This is a genomic window from Pseudomonas sp. GD04158, from assembly GCF_029834875.1.
Classification (GTDB): Bacteria; Pseudomonadota; Gammaproteobacteria; order Pseudomonadales; family Pseudomonadaceae; genus Aquipseudomonas; species Aquipseudomonas hydrolytica.
In genome coordinates this window covers 132,446-147,398 of record NZ_JAODYT010000004.1, presented here as the reverse complement: position 1 = coordinate 147,398, position 14,953 = coordinate 132,446, and the positions used below count along the sequence as shown (strand labels likewise).

Annotated in this window: 18 protein-coding genes; 11 read left to right on the top strand and 7 right to left on the bottom strand. The window is 63.8% G+C overall.

Annotated features, from left to right (window positions below; genetic code table 11):
* On the bottom strand, nt 1-1,030 hold a 1,030-nt coding region (locus N7333_RS03240), incomplete at its 3' end, for an FtsX-like permease family protein (RefSeq protein ID WP_347815282.1).
* The gene (locus N7333_RS03235; protein ID WP_003239816.1) at nt 1,030-1,713 is read right to left on the bottom strand and encodes an ABC transporter ATP-binding protein; all 684 of its coding nucleotides are present in this window, start codon (nt 1,711-1,713) and stop codon (nt 1,030-1,032) included. The genes N7333_RS03240 and N7333_RS03235, both read right to left, overlap by 1 nt.
* Before the next feature lie 10 nt (nt 1,714-1,723).
* Here N7333_RS03235 and N7333_RS03230 point away from each other — a divergent pair, with 10 nt between their 5' ends.
* The 3 genes from N7333_RS03230 (at nt 1,724) to N7333_RS03220 (ending at nt 3,694) form a co-directional block, all read left to right on the top strand.
* On the top strand, nt 1,724-2,329 hold the full coding sequence (locus N7333_RS03230) for an arylesterase (RefSeq protein ID WP_003239817.1): 606 nt from the start codon (nt 1,724-1,726) through the stop codon (nt 2,327-2,329).
* A 56-nt stretch (nt 2,330-2,385) separates the two neighbouring features.
* Entirely contained in the window at nt 2,386-2,667 is a 282-nt protein-coding gene (locus N7333_RS03225) for a hypothetical protein (protein WP_003239821.1), read from the top strand.
* Between the two features lie 70 nt (nt 2,668-2,737).
* A complete protein-coding gene (locus N7333_RS03220; RefSeq protein WP_003239823.1) occupies nt 2,738-3,694 on the top strand; it encodes a L,D-transpeptidase family protein in 957 nt (318 codons plus the stop codon).
* Between the two features lie 150 nt (nt 3,695-3,844).
* On the opposite strand, the gene oprI is transcribed toward N7333_RS03220, so the two are convergent.
* Nucleotides 3,845-4,096, bottom strand: coding sequence for an outer membrane lipoprotei OprI (oprI, locus tag N7333_RS03215; protein WP_003239826.1), 252 nt, complete (start codon nt 4,094-4,096; stop codon nt 3,845-3,847).
* A 279-nt stretch (nt 4,097-4,375) separates the two neighbouring features.
* Between oprI and N7333_RS03210 the strand changes: the two genes are divergently transcribed.
* Both N7333_RS03210 and N7333_RS03205 read left to right on the top strand, forming a co-directional pair.
* Nucleotides 4,376-5,749 (top strand): GntP family permease, encoded by a 1,374-nt coding sequence (locus N7333_RS03210; protein ID WP_279858457.1) that lies wholly within the window; start codon nt 4,376-4,378, stop codon nt 5,747-5,749.
* Between the two features lie 141 nt (nt 5,750-5,890).
* Nucleotides 5,891-6,175: a GNAT family N-acetyltransferase gene (locus N7333_RS03205; RefSeq protein ID WP_003239830.1), complete on the top strand. Its 285-nt coding sequence runs from the start codon at nt 5,891-5,893 to the stop codon at nt 6,173-6,175.
* Nucleotides 6,176-6,289: 114 nt separating this feature from the next.
* Here the strand turns inward: N7333_RS03205 and N7333_RS03200 are convergent, their stop codons facing one another.
* Nucleotides 6,290-7,366, bottom strand: a complete 1,077-nt coding sequence (locus N7333_RS03200) for a 3-deoxy-7-phosphoheptulonate synthase (protein ID WP_003239832.1) — start codon at nt 7,364-7,366, stop codon at nt 6,290-6,292.
* Nucleotides 7,367-7,527: 161 nt separating this feature from the next.
* On the bottom strand, nt 7,528-7,941 hold the full coding sequence (locus N7333_RS03195) for a PilZ domain-containing protein (protein WP_003239834.1): 414 nt from the start codon (nt 7,939-7,941) through the stop codon (nt 7,528-7,530).
* Here N7333_RS03195 and N7333_RS03190 point away from each other — a divergent pair.
* From N7333_RS03190 to cysB, 5 genes are all read left to right on the top strand, one after another.
* A complete protein-coding gene (locus tag N7333_RS03190; protein WP_279858446.1) occupies nt 7,940-8,326 on the top strand; it encodes a thioredoxin in 387 nt (128 codons plus the stop codon). The genes N7333_RS03195 and N7333_RS03190 overlap by 2 nt on opposite strands.
* Nucleotides 8,326-9,279, top strand: a complete 954-nt coding sequence (locus N7333_RS03185; protein WP_279858444.1) for a putative 2-dehydropantoate 2-reductase — start codon at nt 8,326-8,328, stop codon at nt 9,277-9,279. Before N7333_RS03190 ends, N7333_RS03185 begins: the two co-directional genes overlap by 1 nt.
* 2 nt (nt 9,280-9,281) lie before the next feature.
* Nucleotides 9,282-10,187 carry a 5'-nucleotidase gene (locus N7333_RS03180; RefSeq protein ID WP_003239840.1) on the top strand — a complete coding sequence of 302 codons (906 nt, stop codon included), beginning with the start codon at nt 9,282-9,284 and terminating at the stop codon, nt 10,185-10,187.
* 180 nt (nt 10,188-10,367) lie between these two features.
* Entirely contained in the window at nt 10,368-10,868 is a 501-nt protein-coding gene (locus N7333_RS03175) for a universal stress protein (RefSeq protein WP_279858443.1), read from the top strand.
* A gap of 105 nt (nt 10,869-10,973) precedes the next feature.
* Nucleotides 10,974-11,948, top strand: coding sequence for an HTH-type transcriptional regulator CysB (gene cysB, locus N7333_RS03170; protein ID WP_003239844.1), 975 nt, complete (start codon nt 10,974-10,976; stop codon nt 11,946-11,948).
* Nucleotides 11,949-12,011: 63 nt separating this feature from the next.
* Here the strand turns inward: cysB and N7333_RS03165 are convergent, their stop codons facing one another.
* A complete protein-coding gene (locus tag N7333_RS03165) occupies nt 12,012-12,632 on the bottom strand; it encodes a phosphoadenosine phosphosulfate reductase family protein (protein WP_003239846.1) in 621 nt (206 codons plus the stop codon).
* A gap of 176 nt (nt 12,633-12,808) precedes the next feature.
* Here N7333_RS03165 and thrH point away from each other — a divergent pair, with 176 nt between their 5' ends.
* Nucleotides 12,809-13,426: a bifunctional phosphoserine phosphatase/homoserine phosphotransferase ThrH gene (thrH, locus tag N7333_RS03160; RefSeq protein ID WP_254348425.1), complete on the top strand. Its 618-nt coding sequence runs from the start codon at nt 12,809-12,811 to the stop codon at nt 13,424-13,426.
* Between the two features lie 51 nt (nt 13,427-13,477).
* Here thrH and pabB read toward each other — a convergent pair whose 3' ends face one another.
* Nucleotides 13,478-14,836, bottom strand: a complete 1,359-nt coding sequence (gene pabB, locus N7333_RS03155; protein WP_279858439.1) for an aminodeoxychorismate synthase component I — start codon at nt 14,834-14,836, stop codon at nt 13,478-13,480.
* Nucleotides 14,837-14,953 lie beyond the last annotated feature (117 nt).

The following is a 14,953-nucleotide window of genomic DNA, read 5'->3' as shown; positions in this document are numbered from 1 at the left end:
GAATCAGGCCGCGCAGCAGGTGGAACAGAACGTACTGGCCGCCCCAACCGAGCAACGCACCCAGTACGCAGGCCAGCAGGCCGAGCAGGGCCAGCTGCAGGCCGAACAGCGTCAGGGCCTCGCGCCGGGACAGGCCCAGGCAGCGCAGCAGCGCGCTGGCGTCGAAACGGCGAGCGGCGAAGCGTGCGGCCGATAACGCCACGGCCACGCCGGCCAGGAGCACGGCGGCCAGGCTGGCCAGATTCAGGTAGCGTTCGGCACGTCCCAGCGCGCTGCCAACCTGGCGATTGCCATCGCGAGCATCTTCCAGGCGCTGGTTGGGTTCGAGGCTGGCTTCCACCGCCTGACGGTAGGCTGCCAGCGCGTCGGCATCGCCGCGCCACAGTTCGCGAAAGCGCACGCGGCTGCCGGGCTGGACCACCTCGGTGGCGGCCAGGTCATCGAGATGCATCAGCACGCGCGGTGTGAGGCTGTAGAAATCACCGGCACCGTCCGGATCGTAGGTCAGCACGCGGGTCAGGCGCAGGCGTTTGGCGCCGATCTCGATTTCCTCGCCTATCTGCAGATCGAGGGCGACCAGCAGACGCGCCTCGGCCCAGGCCTCGCCGGCACCTGGGCCTACGCTGCTTTGTTCCGCAGCGTAGGGCGCAGCTGCGCTTTTCAGCTCGCCGCGCAGCGGGTAGCTGTCGCTGACGGCCTTGACGCTGGCCAGCTGGATACCCTCGTCCGCCGCCACCACGCTGGAGAACTCCACCAGCTGCGCATGCTCAAGGCCCAGGCGGGTGCCGGCCTCGATCTGCTCTGGCTTGGCCTGCGTGCTGCCGCTCAGGCGCAGGTCGGCCGCGAGGAACTCACTGGCGCGCAGCAGCATGGCGTCGTTCAGTCGCGCGCTGAAATAGCCGATGGCGCTGCTGGCGGCCACCGCCACCAGCAGGGCGAAGAACAGCACGCGCAATTCCCCGGCGCGGGCATCGCGCAGCAGTTGGCGGGCGGCGAGCAGCAGCAGGCGGGTGAGCGGCACGCGATTCATCAGGGCTCCACGCGATCGATCAGATGGCCGCCTTCCAGACGGATCAGGCGCTGGCAGCGATGCGCCAGGCGTTCGTCATGGGTGACCAGAACCAGGGTGGTGCCGCGCTCCTGATTGAGTTCGAACAGCAGGTCGCTGATGCGCTCGCCGGTGTGACTGTCGAGGTTGCCCGTGGGCTCGTCGGCGAACAGTACGTCCGGCTCGGCGGCGAAGGCGCGGGCGATGGCGACGCGCTGTTGCTCTCCACCGGAGAGCTGACGTGGGTAGTGGGTCAGGCGCTGCCCCAGGCCAACCCGCTCGAGCAAAGCGCGGGCACGCTGGCGGGCGTCGGCACGGCCCTCCAGTTCCAGCGGCAGCATGACGTTTTCCAGCGCATTGAGGCTGTCGAGCAGCTGGAAGGACTGGAAGACGAAGCCGACATGCTCGGCGCGCAGGCGTGCGCGCTGGTCCTCATCCAGCTCGCCGATGTCCTTGCCGGCCAGCAGCACCTTTCCGGCGCTGGGCAGGTCCAGGCCGGCGAGCAGGCCGAGCAGGGTGGATTTGCCTGAACCGGAGCTGCCGACTATCGCCAGGCTGTCGCCTTTCTCCAGGCTGAGGTCGAGGTCGTGAAGAATGGTCAGCTCGCCTTCCGCGCTGGTGACCACTTTGCTAAGGTTCCGCGCAGCGAGAATGCTCGAAGTCATGGAGATTCCAATGCGTGCATGGTGGCTGAGTGGTGCCTTGGCCCTGCTGTTCTGGGCCCAGGGGGCGGTTGCAGGCACCCTGCTTGTGGTCGGCGATAGTATCAGCGCGGCTTTTGGCCTGGATAGCCGCCAGGGCTGGGTCGCCCTGCTGGAAAAGCGCCTCAGGGAGCAGGGTTTCGACCATGCGGTGGTCAACGCTTCGATCAGTGGCGATACCAGTGCAGGCGGCGCCGCGCGGCTGCCTGCGCTGCTTGCAGAGCACCGACCCTCGCTCGTGATCATCGAGCTGGGTGGCAACGATGGCCTGCGTGGTCAGCCGCCAGCGCAATTGCAACAGAATCTTGCGTCGATGATCGAGCAGTCGCAGGCCGCCGGCGCTCGCGTGCTGTTGCTCGGCATGCGTTTGCCGCCGAACTACGGTGCCCGCTATACCAGCGCTTTCGCCCAGGTATTCGCCGATCTGGCCGAGCAGAAGCAGGTTCCGCTGGTGCCGTTCTTCCTCGAAGGCGTCGGCGGTGTGCCGGCGATGATGCAGGACGATGGCATCCACCCTGCGCTCGCTGCGCAGGAAAAGCTGCTGGAGAACGTCTGGCCAAGCCTGAAACCGCTGCTCTGAGACTTTTCCGGCCACAGCCTTTCGGCTAATGTGGCCGGCCTGCCATGGAGCCCCAGATGCCGCGTCTCGCCTGGTCCCTGTACGCCTATCAGTTGATCGAACCGGACGAGCAACTGGACCTGTTCGCCTGCCGCGAAGTCCGGCTGCATCTGGTTGCCCGTCAGCTGCGTCTGGGCGGCCATGCCGACCGCACCCTGTGTGGTGGACTGCTGCCAGCACAGCCGCGCTGGCGCCAGCTGGACAAGACCTCGTTGCGTGATCGGCGCCTGTGTCCTGCCTGTCTGGCGACCTTCGAGGCACAGCGGCAGGGCCTGTGCTCCAACTGGGCGGATGGCTGACGTCTGCCCGGCGCGCTGATGGCGGTGTACAATCGCCGCAACTTCATTCAACTCATCAAGGACATCCCGGATGTTGTCGCGCTTCTCTGCGGTCAACCGCTGCCTGACACTGCTCGCCCTGTGCTCGAGTGCTGCGGTGCAGGCTCTCGAACTCCCACTGCCGCCTCCAGGCGAGGACGTGGTCGGCCAGGTTCAGGTGATCAAGGCCAAGTACGAAGACACCTTCGCTGACCTGGGAACGGCCAACGATCTGGGTTATCTGGAAATGGTCGCGGCCAACCCGGGTGTCGATCCCTGGCTGCCGGGCGAGGGCACCGAGATCGTTCTGCCTACCCGTTACGTGCTGCCGCCGGGCCCGCGCGAGGGCATCGTTATCAACCTGGCCGAGTACCGCATGTACTACTTCCCGAAAGGCCAGAACGTGGTGCATACCTACCCGCTGGGTATCGGTCGCGAAGGCTGGGGCTCGCCGCTGGGCACCGGGCGGGTGACGGTGAAGACGCCGAATCCGGCCTGGTATCCGCCCAAGTCGATCCGCGAGGAACATGCGGCCGAAGGCGACATCCTGCCCACCGTGGTACCGCCGGGTCCGGACAATCCGCTGGGGCCGTACAAGATGACGCTGTCCTTCCCGGGTTATCTCATTCATGGCTCGAACAAGAAGTTCGGTATCGGCATGCGCGTCAGCCACGGTTGCTTCCGCATGCTCAACCACAACGTGCTCGAACTGGCGGCCATGGTTCCGGTCGGTACGCCGGTGCGCATCATCAACGAGCCGTACAAGTTCGGGGTCAGCGGCGGCAGGGTTTATCTGGAGGCTCATGCGCCACTGGACGACGAAAACGATCCGTCGGTAGTCGACAAGCACACGGCCGTGATCAATGCCCTGCTCAAGCGCGAAGAGCTCAGTGGCCTGCGCCTGGATTGGGAAATGGTTCGTGAGGTGGTCGCGTCGGAAGATGGCATGCCGGTGCCGATCGCTTCGCAGAACGACAGCGTGGTAGCGAGTAGCGATAACCCCTTCTAACTCGCCGCCGGTAAACAGCCCGCCCGCACTTGTGCCGGCGGGCTTTTTATTGCGCGATAGACAACTAGGCCACTGATGGGCAACTAACTACAGGCGATAAAAAAGCCGCCCCAGTTACCTGGGGCGGCTTTCGAGAAGCCGAGTCGCCTATTACTTGCGGCTGGCTTTTTCCAGCATACGCAGAGCGCGCTCGTTGGCTTCGTCAGCGGTCTGCTGAGCCTTCTGAGCGGCAGCCAGAGCTTCATCAGCCTTGCGGTAGGCTTCGTCGGCACGGGCTTGGGCGCGAGCAGCTGCGTCTTCGGTAGCAGTCAGACGAGCTTCGGTTTCTTTGGACATGCTGCTGCAACCGGTAGCCAGAACTGCGGCCAGAGCCAGAGCAGAGAATTTCAGAACGTTGTTCATCGTGTTCCCCTTGAGGTGGAGTTTTCCATAAAAAGCAATTCCCCAACTGCGGGAAATTAGCCGGCCTACATACTACCTATTACTTTTAGTAAGTAAACGGAGGCAAGGCAAGAGTTGCGCTTTTTTTTATTGCTCGATGCCCGTGGCTGGGTGTGAAGTGCCTGGTTTGTATAAAAAACAAACAGTCGAGGGCGGTCTCTCGGCGCACGCTACTGTAGGAGCTGTTATAACTGTCCGGATTCGCAAGTCAAAACAATAAGACGAGAGTGGGGGATGGCAATGTTGGGTAATCTGGGGCTGTTGCTGGGCTTGGCGCTGCTGATCTTCATGGCGCTGCGCGGCGTGAACATTTTCATTGCGGCGCTGCTGTGTTCGATTCTGGTGGCATTGAGCAATGGCGTTGCAGTGCCCAAGGCGCTTCTGGAGCATTTTCCGTTCGGGCCGCTGGGGGCGTTCACATTCGCCGGTAAGTTCTTCGTGCTGTTTCTCTGCGGCGCCATCTTTGGCAAGGTCATGGCCGCCAGCCAGGCGGCCAGCAGCATTGCCCAGGCGATCACGCGCGGCCTCGGCACCCAGCGCACGCTGTGGGTGGCGATGCTGGTCTGCGCGGTGCTGACCTATGGCGGGGTGGTGGTGTTCGTGGTGATCTTCACCATGTATCCGCTGGGCATCACCCTGATGCGCGAGGCCAACCTGCCTAAGCGCCTGTTCTGCGCCGCGACGGCGCTGGGCGCCGGCACCTTCACCATGACCGCGTTGCCGGGCTCGCCCTCGATTCACAACGTGATCGCTGCCAGTGCCCTGGGCACCGATCTGTTCGCCGGTGCCTGGATCGGTCTGTTCGCTTCGCTGGTGATGATCGGCCTGGGCATGGCCTATCTGCAGCGCGAGTGGCGCCTGGCCCGAGAGCGTGGGGAGGGTTTCGAGGCCAATGCCCAGGACGTGCGCATGGAGCAATTGGCCGGCACGCCGGGCAGCGGCCCGCATTGGGGCATGGCGCTGGTGCCGATCGTCGTGGTGCTGGGGATCATTCTGTTGCCCCGCGTGATCGCGCTGTCCGGCATGGTGATGCCGGGGCAGGGGGCGCTGGGCCAGCTGCTGGCGTTCAGCCAGGCGCAGCCGATCCTCTGGCCGAGCCTGGCGCTGGTCATCGCCACAGGCGTGGCGGTGGTGATGTTCCCGGCGCTACGGCGCAACACCATGGGCTTGCTCGGCCAGGGCGCCGATGACGCCATCATGCCGCTGCTCAATACCTCGGCGGTGATCGGCTTCGGCGGGGTGGTGACACAGACCGCCGGCTTCGCCCAGTTCGCGCAGTGGATACTGGCAGTCGAGCTGCCGCCACTGCTGTCGGTGTTCGCCTCGGTCAGCGTGGTGTCGGGTATCGTCGGCTCGTCCTCGGGCGGGCTGCAGATATTCATGCAGACCCTGGCACCGCGCTATCTGGAAATGGGCGTGGAGCCGGAGGTGCTGCACCGTATCGCCAACATCACCGCAGGCGGGCTCGACTCGCTGCCGCATTGCGGCGCGGTGATCGCCATGCTGATGATCATGGGGCTGACCCACAAACAGGCGTACAAGGACATCTTCGTGATCACCGTACTCATTCCGGTGGTGGCAGCGTTGCTGTGCATCGCGCTGTTGAGCCTGTGATTGCGCGTGGCTGGGCGGTCTGCCGCCTGTTAAGCTGAGTGCATTGGGCGTCCGTTGGTCGGGCGTGAATTTGCGCTTTGGTCGAAGCGCCGGTATGAAATACAGACGCGTCGCGATGGGTTCGCGGCTAGAGGAGTGAAGATGAGCGAGGGGTTGTCCATTCACCACGATCAGGCCAGTCATCAATTCGTGACGACCGTCGGCGGTGATCGTGCCTATCTGGCCTATATGGATCTAGGCAAGCAGACCCTGGACATCTATCGCACCTTCGTACCCAACTCGCTGCGCGGTCGCGGTATCGCGGCGGCACTGACCGAACATGCGCTGCGCTATGCCGAGGGCAAGGGGTATACGGTGATTCCGTCCTGTTCCTACGTCGAGCGCTATATGGAGCGTCGTTCGCGTCACCAGCAGGAGGCGCCATAACGCAGGGGGTTAGCCCTCGCTGACCGTGACGGTGGGCTGAAGCCCACCCTACGAGTTGAGCGCGGATACGAAAACGCCGGGCATTGCCCGGCGTTTTCATTGGTGCAGCCTGGATCAGCCGCGCTGACGCTTGGGCAGCACGTCCTTGAGCTTGGCGTGCATGCTGCGCAGGCTCTTCTCGGTGGTATCCCAGTCGATGCAGGCATCGGTGATGGAGACACCGTACTTGAGGTCGCTCAGATTCTTCGGAATCGACTGGTTGCCCCAGCCCAGGTGGCTCTCGACCATCAGACCGACGATGGAGTTGTTGCCTTCCAGAATCTGGTTGGCGACGTTCTCCAGCACCAGCGGCTGCAGGGCCGGGTCCTTGTTGGAGTTGGCATGGCTGCAGTCGACCATGATGTTCGGGCGGATGCCGGCTTTTGTCAGTTCCTGCTCACAAATGGCGACGCTGACCGAGTCGTAGTTGGGTTTGCCGTTGCCGCCGCGCAGTACCACGTGGCCGTAAGCGTTGCCCTTGGTGGTGACGATGGAAACGCCGCCTTCCTGGTTGATGCCGAGGAAACGGTGCGGGCTGGAAACCGACTGCAGGGCGTTGATCGCCACGGTCAGGCCTCCGTCGGTGCCGTTCTTGAAGCCGACGGCCGAGGACAGGCCGGAAGCCATCTCGCGGTGGGTCTGGGATTCGGTTGTACGAGCGCCGATGGCCGACCAGCTGATCAGGTCCTGCAGGTACTGCGGGGAAATCGGGTCGAGCGCTTCGGTGGCGGTGGGCAGGCCCATCTCCGCCAGATCGCGCAGCAGCTGGCGACCGATGTGCAGGCCGTCCTGGATCTTGAACGAGTCGTCCAGATAGGGATCGTTGATCAGGCCTTTCCAGCCGACCGTGGTACGCGGCTTCTCGAAGTACACGCGCATGACCAGGAACAGGGTATCGGACAGCTCGGCGGCCAGCCCCTTGAGGCGCTCGGCGTATTCGTGGGCGGCCTTGATGTCATGGATCGAGCAGGGGCCGACCACTACGAACAGACGATGGTCCTTGCCATCGAGAATGTCGCGCACCACCTGACGACCATGGGCCACGGTCTTGAGCGCGGCATCGGTCAGAGGAATCTCGCGTTTGAGCTGGTCGGGGGTGATCAGGGTTTCGTTGGAGGCGACGTTGAGGTCGTCGATCGGTAAATCAGCCATCGTGCTATTCATCGGGTCAGTCGTCAGGTCACGGGTGCCGGCCGCCAGCGATCCCCTATGGCGGTGCACAGCTAGTTGGTGCAGGGGGAGCCGAACCTTAGCGCGTACGGGGCTGCGCGACAATGGGCGTTAAGTCCAATAAGGCCGATAGCTTGGGAGTATCAGGCCAGATAGGGAAATTCGGCGGCATGCTTGGCGATCCAGTCGCGGGCGCATTGCTCGATGGCCATGGATTCGCCCGATTCCTGCTCCAGCTGTTGGCGATAGTGCTGAATCTGGCAGACCTGCTCCACCATGCGCGCGCGGAACAGGGTGTCTTCGTCGATGAAGGCGATACCGACCAGGTAATCCTCTTCCTGCCGTCGGCACCAGGCGACCACGCCGGGATAGCGGGCCTGTTCGCCCAGCAGGGGAATGCGCAACTCCACCGAGGTGCCTCGGCGAAAACCGCGCGACGAGTTGCACGCGACCCCGCCCAGGCTGATATTGTTCAGCCGTTGCCGCGGAATGCAGGCCTGCCTGCGTAGCACCAGTTCAACCGGCATGTCGCTTGGATGACGCAGAAACTTACGCATGAACACCGACCTCGAATGCAGGCAAACTGATATCACTGATTTCAGTATAGCGGCGCAATTGGAGCTGACCGATCTCGATGCGGATCGCCACCTGCTCGATCTGCCCGGTACGTCGCTACTGCTGTTCACTAGCACGGGCTGTGCCAGCTGCCGCTGGGCACGCCGGACCCTGCCGCATTTGCCGCTGCCGGTGACGCGGCTGTGCTGGGTGGACGCCGGCCGTAATGCCGGTCTGGTGACGCGCTACGAGGTATTTCATTTGCCAGCGCTGTTTCTGATTCGCGATGGTCAGTTCTTTGGCGCGTTGCATGCGCCCTTTACCCAAACCGATCTGGTTGCCGCCATGAGCGAGGCGCTGCTTCGCCCGGCTGAGGAGCTTCCCTGATGTCTCAATCCCCCGCGCCGCGCGTCGGCATCATCGGCACCGGTGCCATCGGCGGCTTCTATGGTCTGCTGCTGGCCCGCGCCGGGCTCGACGTGCATTTCCTGCTGCGCAGCGAATACGCCGCGGCCGCCGAGCGCGGCCTGCAGCTCAACAGCAAGGTGCACGGCACTCTGCAGCTGGCGCCGGTGCAGGCCTATCAGCGGGTCGAGGACATGCCGGCGTGCGACTGGCTGCTGGTTGGCGCCAAGACCACCGCCAATGCCGAACTCGCGCCGCTGATCGCCAGGGCGGCGGCGCCTGGCGCCAAGGTCGTTCTGCTGCAGAACGGCCTGGCGGTGGAGGATGAGCTGCGCCCGCTGCTGGCGGAGGGGCTGCATCTGCTCGGCGGGCTCTGCTACATCTGCGTCCATCGCAGTGGCCCCGGCGTGATCGAACACCAGGCGCTGGGCGCGATCAATCTGGCCTATCACTCCGGCCCAGCGGCTGATGACGAGCGTCTGGCGCTGGTCGAGGAGGGCGCTGCCATGTTCCGCAGCGCCGGCCTGGATTCGGCCGCCATGCCCGATTTGGCGCAGACGCGCTGGCAGAAGCTGGTGTGGAACGTTCCTTACAACGGCCTGTCGGTGTTGCTCGATGCCGATACCCGCCAGCTGATGGGCAACCCCGACAGTCGTGCGCTGATCCGCGACATGATGCTGGAGGTGGTGCAGGCCGCCCAGGCGCTGGGCCATGGCATGCCGGACAACTACGCCGACAAGCTGCTGGCAGCCACCGAGCGCATGCCCGACTATCTGCCCAGCATGTATCACGACTTCGCCCAGAGGCGGCCGGCGGAGTTGCACGCCATTTATGCGGCGCCTCTGGCGGCGGCCGCTGCCGTGGGCTTCGAGATGCCCAAGGTGCGTGCGCTGTATCAGGCGCTGCGTTTCATTCAGGCTCGTCAGGAGGCCTAGTCATGGGCAAGGGATTGGCTGACAAGCTGGTGCTGGCGATTTCCTCGCGCGCGCTGTTCGATCTCAGTGAAAGCCATCAGATCTACGAGAGCGAGGGGGTGGAGGCTTACCGCCGTTACCAGATCGAGCACGAGGACGAAGTGCTGATGCCGGGCGACGCCTTTCCTCTGGTGGAGAAGCTGCTCGGGCTCAACACGCGCCTGAGCGAGCAGCGCGTCGAAGTGATTCTGGTCTCGCGCAACAGCGCCGATACCGGCCTGCGTGCGTTCAACTCGATCCAGCATTACGGTCTGGGGATTTCCCGCGCGGCCTTCGTTGGTGGGCGCAGCCCCGATCCTTACCTGGCGGCATTTGGCTGCCATCTGTTTCTTTCCACCCATGCTGATGACGTGCGCAATGCACTGAAGGCCGGCTTTGGCGCGGCGACGCTGCTGTCCGGCGGCACTCGTCGGGCCAACAGCAACGAGCTGCGCATCGCCTTCGACGGTGACGCGGTGCTGTTTTCCGACGACTCTGAGCGCGTGTATCAGAACGGCGGGCTGCATGCCTTCCAGAGTCATGAGCGTGAGGCGGCGCGCCAGGCGTTGCCCGGTGGGCCGTTCAAGCCGTTCCTGGCGGCGCTGCACAATCTGCAGCAGGAATTCCCCGAACAGGACTGCCCCATCCGTACTGCGCTGGTGACCGCACGCTCGGCGCCTGCCCACGAGCGGGTGATTCGCACCTTGCGCGAATGGAACATTCGCCTGGACGAGTCCTTCTTCCTCGGCGGGCTGGACAAGTCGGCCGTGCTCGAAGCCTTCGCCGCCGATGTGTTCTTCGACGACCAGACCGGTCATTGCGAGAAGGCGCGGCAGGTGGTGGCGACCGGGCACGTGCCGCACGGCGTCAGCAACGAACTGCAGCCTTAGCCTGCGCGGGGCTCGCCAGGCGCTGCCGCCAGCGGTGGACGGCGGGCGAGACAGCCGACGCCTGCGCGCGTTCATCGATCTGCATATAGCCATTCGTCCTAAATACTGCCGCCGACCTTGCTTTGTCTGATGCGCTGCTAAGCTCAATCAAGGGCCTGCGCCAGCAGTCAAGGAGGCCGTGTGATCCGCTCGATACTCTATGCCACCGATCTAGGTCTCTACGCTTCCTATGTGTTGCAACATGCACTGGCGCTGACGCGCAGCTTCAAGGCCGATCTGTACGTGGTGCATGCCGTCGAGCCGATGGGGCTGTTCGCCGAGTCGGTCCTGCAGACCTATCTGGATGAAGAGACGCTGGAAGAGTTGCGGCGCAACGGTCTGAGCACGGTCATGGCCAGCATCGAGCAGCGTGTGCTGGAGGGCTTTCGCGACGAGTTGGGGGACGGGCAGCAGGATCTGCAACTGATTCGGGCCGTGCGCGTGCTGCAGGGTGATCCGCCTGCGGTGATTCTCGAAGAGGCAAAGAAACTCGGGGTGGATCTACTGGTCGTAGGCAGTCACAGCCACGGTGCCGATCTTGCCGTACCGCTGGGGCGTACGGCGGCGCGGGTAGTGCAGCTGTCCGAGGCGCCGGTGTATCTGGTGCCCATGCTGCAGCATCGGGGGCGGGGCGAACTGTAGGGGGATATACCTGGATAAAAGATATAGATGCGCGCTTAAACCAATAATATGGTTATATAAGGCATTGGCGGCTGCCGGCCTGCCTTACTGCTTTGAGGGAAATCTATGAAGCTTCAACAACTGCGCTACATCTGGGAAGTCGCGCACCACGACCTCAACGTATCGGCTACCGCTCAGAGCCTGTACACCTCGCAACCAGGGATCAGCAAGCAGATTCGCTTGCTCGAGGACGAGCTGGGCGTGGAAGTTTTCGCCCGCAGCGGCAAGCACCTGACCCGCGTCACACCCGCCGGAGAGCGGATCATTACCACTGCCGGAGAGATTCTGCGCAAGGTCGAGAGCATCAAGCAGATCGCTCAGGAGTTCTCCAACGAGAAGAAGGGCACGCTGTCCATCGCCACCACCCACACCCAGGCGCGCTACGCGCTGCCGCCGGTAATCAGCGCCTTCATCAAGCAATACCCGGATGTCGCCCTGCACATGCACCAGGGCACGCCGACCCAGATCGCCGAAATGGCGGCTGACGGCAGCGTGGATTTCGCCATTGCCACCGAAGGTCTGGAACTGTTCAACGACCTGATCATGATGCCCTGCTACCGCTGGAACCGCTGCGTGGTGGTGCCGCAGGGGCATCCGCTGACCAAATTGCCCAAGCTGACGCTCGAAGCGCTGGCCGAGCACCCCATCGTCACCTACGTATTCGGTTTCACCGGCCGCTCGAAGCTCGACGAGGCCTTCAGCCATCGTGGTCTGACGCCCAAGGTGGTGTTCACCGCGGCCGATGCCGACGTGATCAAGACCTACGTTCGCCTGGGGCTGGGGGTGGGCATCGTGGCCAAGATGGCGGTGGACGCCAGGCTGGACCCGGATCTGGTGGTGCTCGACGCCGACCAGCTGTTCGAGCCGAGCGTGACCAAGATCGGCTTCCGCCGTGGCACCTTCCTGCGCGGCTTCATGTGCGATTTCATCGAGAAGTTCGCCCCGCACCTGACCCGCGACATGCTGGCCAAGGCCGTGCAGTGCCACAACAAGTCCGAGCTCGAAGAGCTGTTCAGCGGCGTCGACCTGCCCGTGCACTGAGGCCGCAGGCCGTAACGAAACATGGCGCCCAAGGGCGCCATGTTTCGTTTCAGTCACCGATGATCAGTGGCTCAGGTGCAGGCCGCACTCGCGATTGTCCTCGCCCTTGGTCGGGTCGAAGTAATCGAACTCGTTCGGCAGGTCGTGGGCGACTAGGTACTGGTACAGGTCCTTGGACGACCAGTGCAGCAGCGGTGCGACCTTGATCAGACCGTCCGGGTTGATGCTGATCGGGTCCATCTGCGCTCGCACGGCCGTATCGGTGGCGCGCAGGGCGGTGAACCAGACACCTGGTGCCATCTCGCGCAGGGCGCGGGCAAAAGGCTCCAGCTTGACCTCTTCGGTGAACGCGGCGTGGCGCGGATCGTCCAGACCGGGTACCGGGCCGTCGATGGCCTCGCGGTGCGCGCGCGAGCGCTTGGGCAGGTAGGTGATCAGATTCAGGTTCAGCTTGCGCGTCACCTCGTCGGCGAAGCGATAGGTGGCTTCGGTGTTGTAGCCGCTGTCCATCCAGACCACCGGGATATCCGGCTTGACCTGGCTGACCATGTGCAGGATCACCGCTTCGAAGGGGCGAAAATTGGTGGTGCAGATGGCGGGTTTGCCCAATCCGATGGCCCACTGAACCAGCTTTTCCGGCTGGTTGCCGTATTCGGCGTTGAGCGCGTCCAGGTCGAGTTCCATGCTGAGGACTCCAGGTCGTGTGCGTGAGGACGCGATGGTAGCAAAGCCTGGTTATGCCTCTAAATAACTAGCTATATGGATGTCCTTTCATATGGTTATAAGTGGTGGCAGATTGCGTGGGCCAAGCCCAGCGGCTAGAGTGCCGGCTCCTTTTTGGCTCAAGCGAGGAGTGTCCTGTGGAAATCGCGTGTCTCGACCTGGAAGGCGTACTGGTCCCGGAGATCTGGATCGCCTTTGCGGAAAAAACCGGTATCGAGTCGCTCAAGGCGACCACCCGCGACATTCCCGACTACGACGTGCTCATGCAGCAGCGTCTGCGCATCCTCGATGAGCATGGCCTGAAGCTCAAGGACATCCAGGACGTGATCGCCACCCTCGAGCCGCTGGAAGGCGCCGTGGAGTTCGTCGACTGGCTGCGCGAGCGTTTCCAGGTGGTGATCCTGTCCGACACCTTCTACGAGTTCTCCCAGCCGCTGATGCGTCAGCTCGGTTTCCCGACCCTGCTGTGCCACCGTCTGATCACCGACGAAAGCGACCGCGTGGTGAGTTACCAGCTGCGCCAGAAGGACCCCAAGCGTCAGTCGGTAATTGCCCTGAAGAGCCTGTACTACCGGGTGATCGCGGCCGGTGACTCGTACAACGACACCACCATGCTCAGCGAGGCCCATGCCGGCATCCTGTTCCATGCGCCGGACAACGTCATTCGCGAGTTCCCGCAATTCCCCGCAGTGCACACCTATGAGGATCTCAAGCAGGAATTCCTCAAGGCGTCGAATCGCTCGCTGAGCCTGTAGGACCGATGCATGAAAAACGCCGCGATTTCGCGGCGTTTTCGTATCGATCGCTTACCCCGTTTGTTCCGGCAGACGCTCCAGCGTTTCCAGCAGCACCTTCACCTTGGTGATCGACTCCTGGTATTCGGCCTGCCAGTTGGAATCGGCGACGATGCCGCCGCCGCCCCAGCAACTGACCACGCCGTCCTTGACCAGCAGGCTGCGGATGGCGATGGAGCTGTCCAGCTCACCCCTGACGTCCAGATACAGCAGTGAGCCGCAGTACAGGCCGCGGCGAGTCGGCTCCAGTTCGTCGATGATCTGCATCGCGCGAATCTTCGGCGCGCCGGTGATGGAGCCGCCGGGAAAGCTGCCGGCAATCAGGTCCAGCGCGTCCTTGTCCGGCGCCAGTTCGGCGGTCACGCAACTGACCAGGTGATGCACGTTGGGGTAGCTCTCCAGGGCGAACAGCTCGGGCACCCTGACCGAGCCGACGCGGCAACTGCGCCCCAGGTCGTTGCGCAACAGATCGACGATCATCAGGTTTTCCGCACGATCCTTGCGGCTGCTCAGCAGTTCATCGGCCTGCGCCTGGTCATCCGTCGCGTCCGCGCCGCGAGGGCGGGTGCCCTTGATCGGGCGGGTCTCGACGCGGCCTTCGCTGACCTTGATGAAGCGCTCCGGCGACAGGCTGAGAATGGCGCCGCCATCGGCCAGCGTCTGGAAGCCGGAGAAGGGCGTTGGGCAGGCGCCGCGCAGGGCCTGATAGGCCGCCCAGGGATCACCCTCGCAGGGCGCCTGGAAGCGCTGCGCGAAATTAACCTGATAGCAGTCGCCCGCCAGGATATAGGCCTGGATGCGTTCGATGGCCTGGCGGTAAGCCGCCTGATCCAGATCGGCATGAAAGGCCCGGGTGAGGCGAAAGCGCGGCGGCGCCTCCTCGTGCGCCGTGCTGAACAGCTTCAGCAGACGCTCGCGCTCGGCCTGCGGCAGGCTCGGATGAAACAGCAGGGCGCTGCTGCCGATCTGGTGATCGCTGATCAGCGCCCAGGCGTACAGGCCGAAGCGCGCATCGCCCAATCCCAGGTCGTCACGGCTGTGGCTGGGCAGCTGTTCCAGGCGCCGGCCGAAGTCGTAGGCGAGGTAGCCGATCAGCCCGCCGACGAATGGCACGCTGTGCCCCTCGGGCGCTTGCGCCTGACCGAGGCTCTGCAGCGCGCCGCGCAGACGGTCGAGGAAGTCGTTGGCCGATTCGTCGGCAGTGGGCGCCAACTCTGCCAATGGCCAGGCGCTCATAAGGTCATAGCGTCCCCGTTCGGCACCCGGACGTCCGGCATCCAGCAGTACGGCGCCGGGGGCCTGGCGAATGTGCTGGAAGTAGTCGCCGGGGTCGGCGCGATAAGGCAGGGGGTGCAGGGAGCAGCTAGGCATGCGCGGCAGTCGAAAGGGCTGAAAGGCCGATTGTAGTCTGCCGCTAACATTCATCCTAGAGCTTCTGCCCGGGTTTACTCGGTCGTGTTCGGCTGATTAGTATGGCGCAGTGCCAGG

Bases quoted from the DNA above. Each gene is read 5' to 3' on its own strand.
- N7333_RS03235 (WP_003239816.1), bottom strand. From the start codon at position 1,713: ATGACTTCGAGCATTCTCGCTGCGCGGAACCTTAGCAAAGTGGTCACC.
- N7333_RS03230 (WP_003239817.1), top strand. From the start codon at position 1,724: ATGCGTGCATGGTGGCTGAGTGGTGCCTTGGCCCTGCTGTTCTGGGCC.
- N7333_RS03225 (WP_003239821.1), top strand. From the start codon at position 2,386: ATGCCGCGTCTCGCCTGGTCCCTGTACGCCTATCAGTTGATCGAACCG.
- N7333_RS03220 (WP_003239823.1), top strand. From the start codon at position 2,738: ATGTTGTCGCGCTTCTCTGCGGTCAACCGCTGCCTGACACTGCTCGCC.
- oprI (WP_003239826.1), bottom strand. From the start codon at position 4,096: ATGAACAACGTTCTGAAATTCTCTGCTCTGGCTCTGGCCGCAGTTCTG.
- N7333_RS03210 (WP_279858457.1), top strand. From the start codon at position 4,376: ATGTTGGGTAATCTGGGGCTGTTGCTGGGCTTGGCGCTGCTGATCTTC.
- N7333_RS03205 (WP_003239830.1), top strand. From the start codon at position 5,891: ATGAGCGAGGGGTTGTCCATTCACCACGATCAGGCCAGTCATCAATTC.
- N7333_RS03200 (WP_003239832.1), bottom strand. From the start codon at position 7,366: ATGGCTGATTTACCGATCGACGACCTCAACGTCGCCTCCAACGAAACC.
- N7333_RS03190 (WP_279858446.1), top strand. From the start codon at position 7,940: ATGAACACCGACCTCGAATGCAGGCAAACTGATATCACTGATTTCAGT.
- N7333_RS03195 (WP_003239834.1), bottom strand. From the start codon at position 7,941: ATGCGTAAGTTTCTGCGTCATCCAAGCGACATGCCGGTTGAACTGGTG.
- N7333_RS03185 (WP_279858444.1), top strand. From the start codon at position 8,326: ATGTCTCAATCCCCCGCGCCGCGCGTCGGCATCATCGGCACCGGTGCC.
- N7333_RS03180 (WP_003239840.1), top strand. From the start codon at position 9,282: ATGGGCAAGGGATTGGCTGACAAGCTGGTGCTGGCGATTTCCTCGCGC.
- cysB (WP_003239844.1), top strand. From the start codon at position 10,974: ATGAAGCTTCAACAACTGCGCTACATCTGGGAAGTCGCGCACCACGAC.
- N7333_RS03165 (WP_003239846.1), bottom strand. From the start codon at position 12,632: ATGGAACTCGACCTGGACGCGCTCAACGCCGAATACGGCAACCAGCCG.
- pabB (WP_279858439.1), bottom strand. From the start codon at position 14,836: ATGCCTAGCTGCTCCCTGCACCCCCTGCCTTATCGCGCCGACCCCGGC.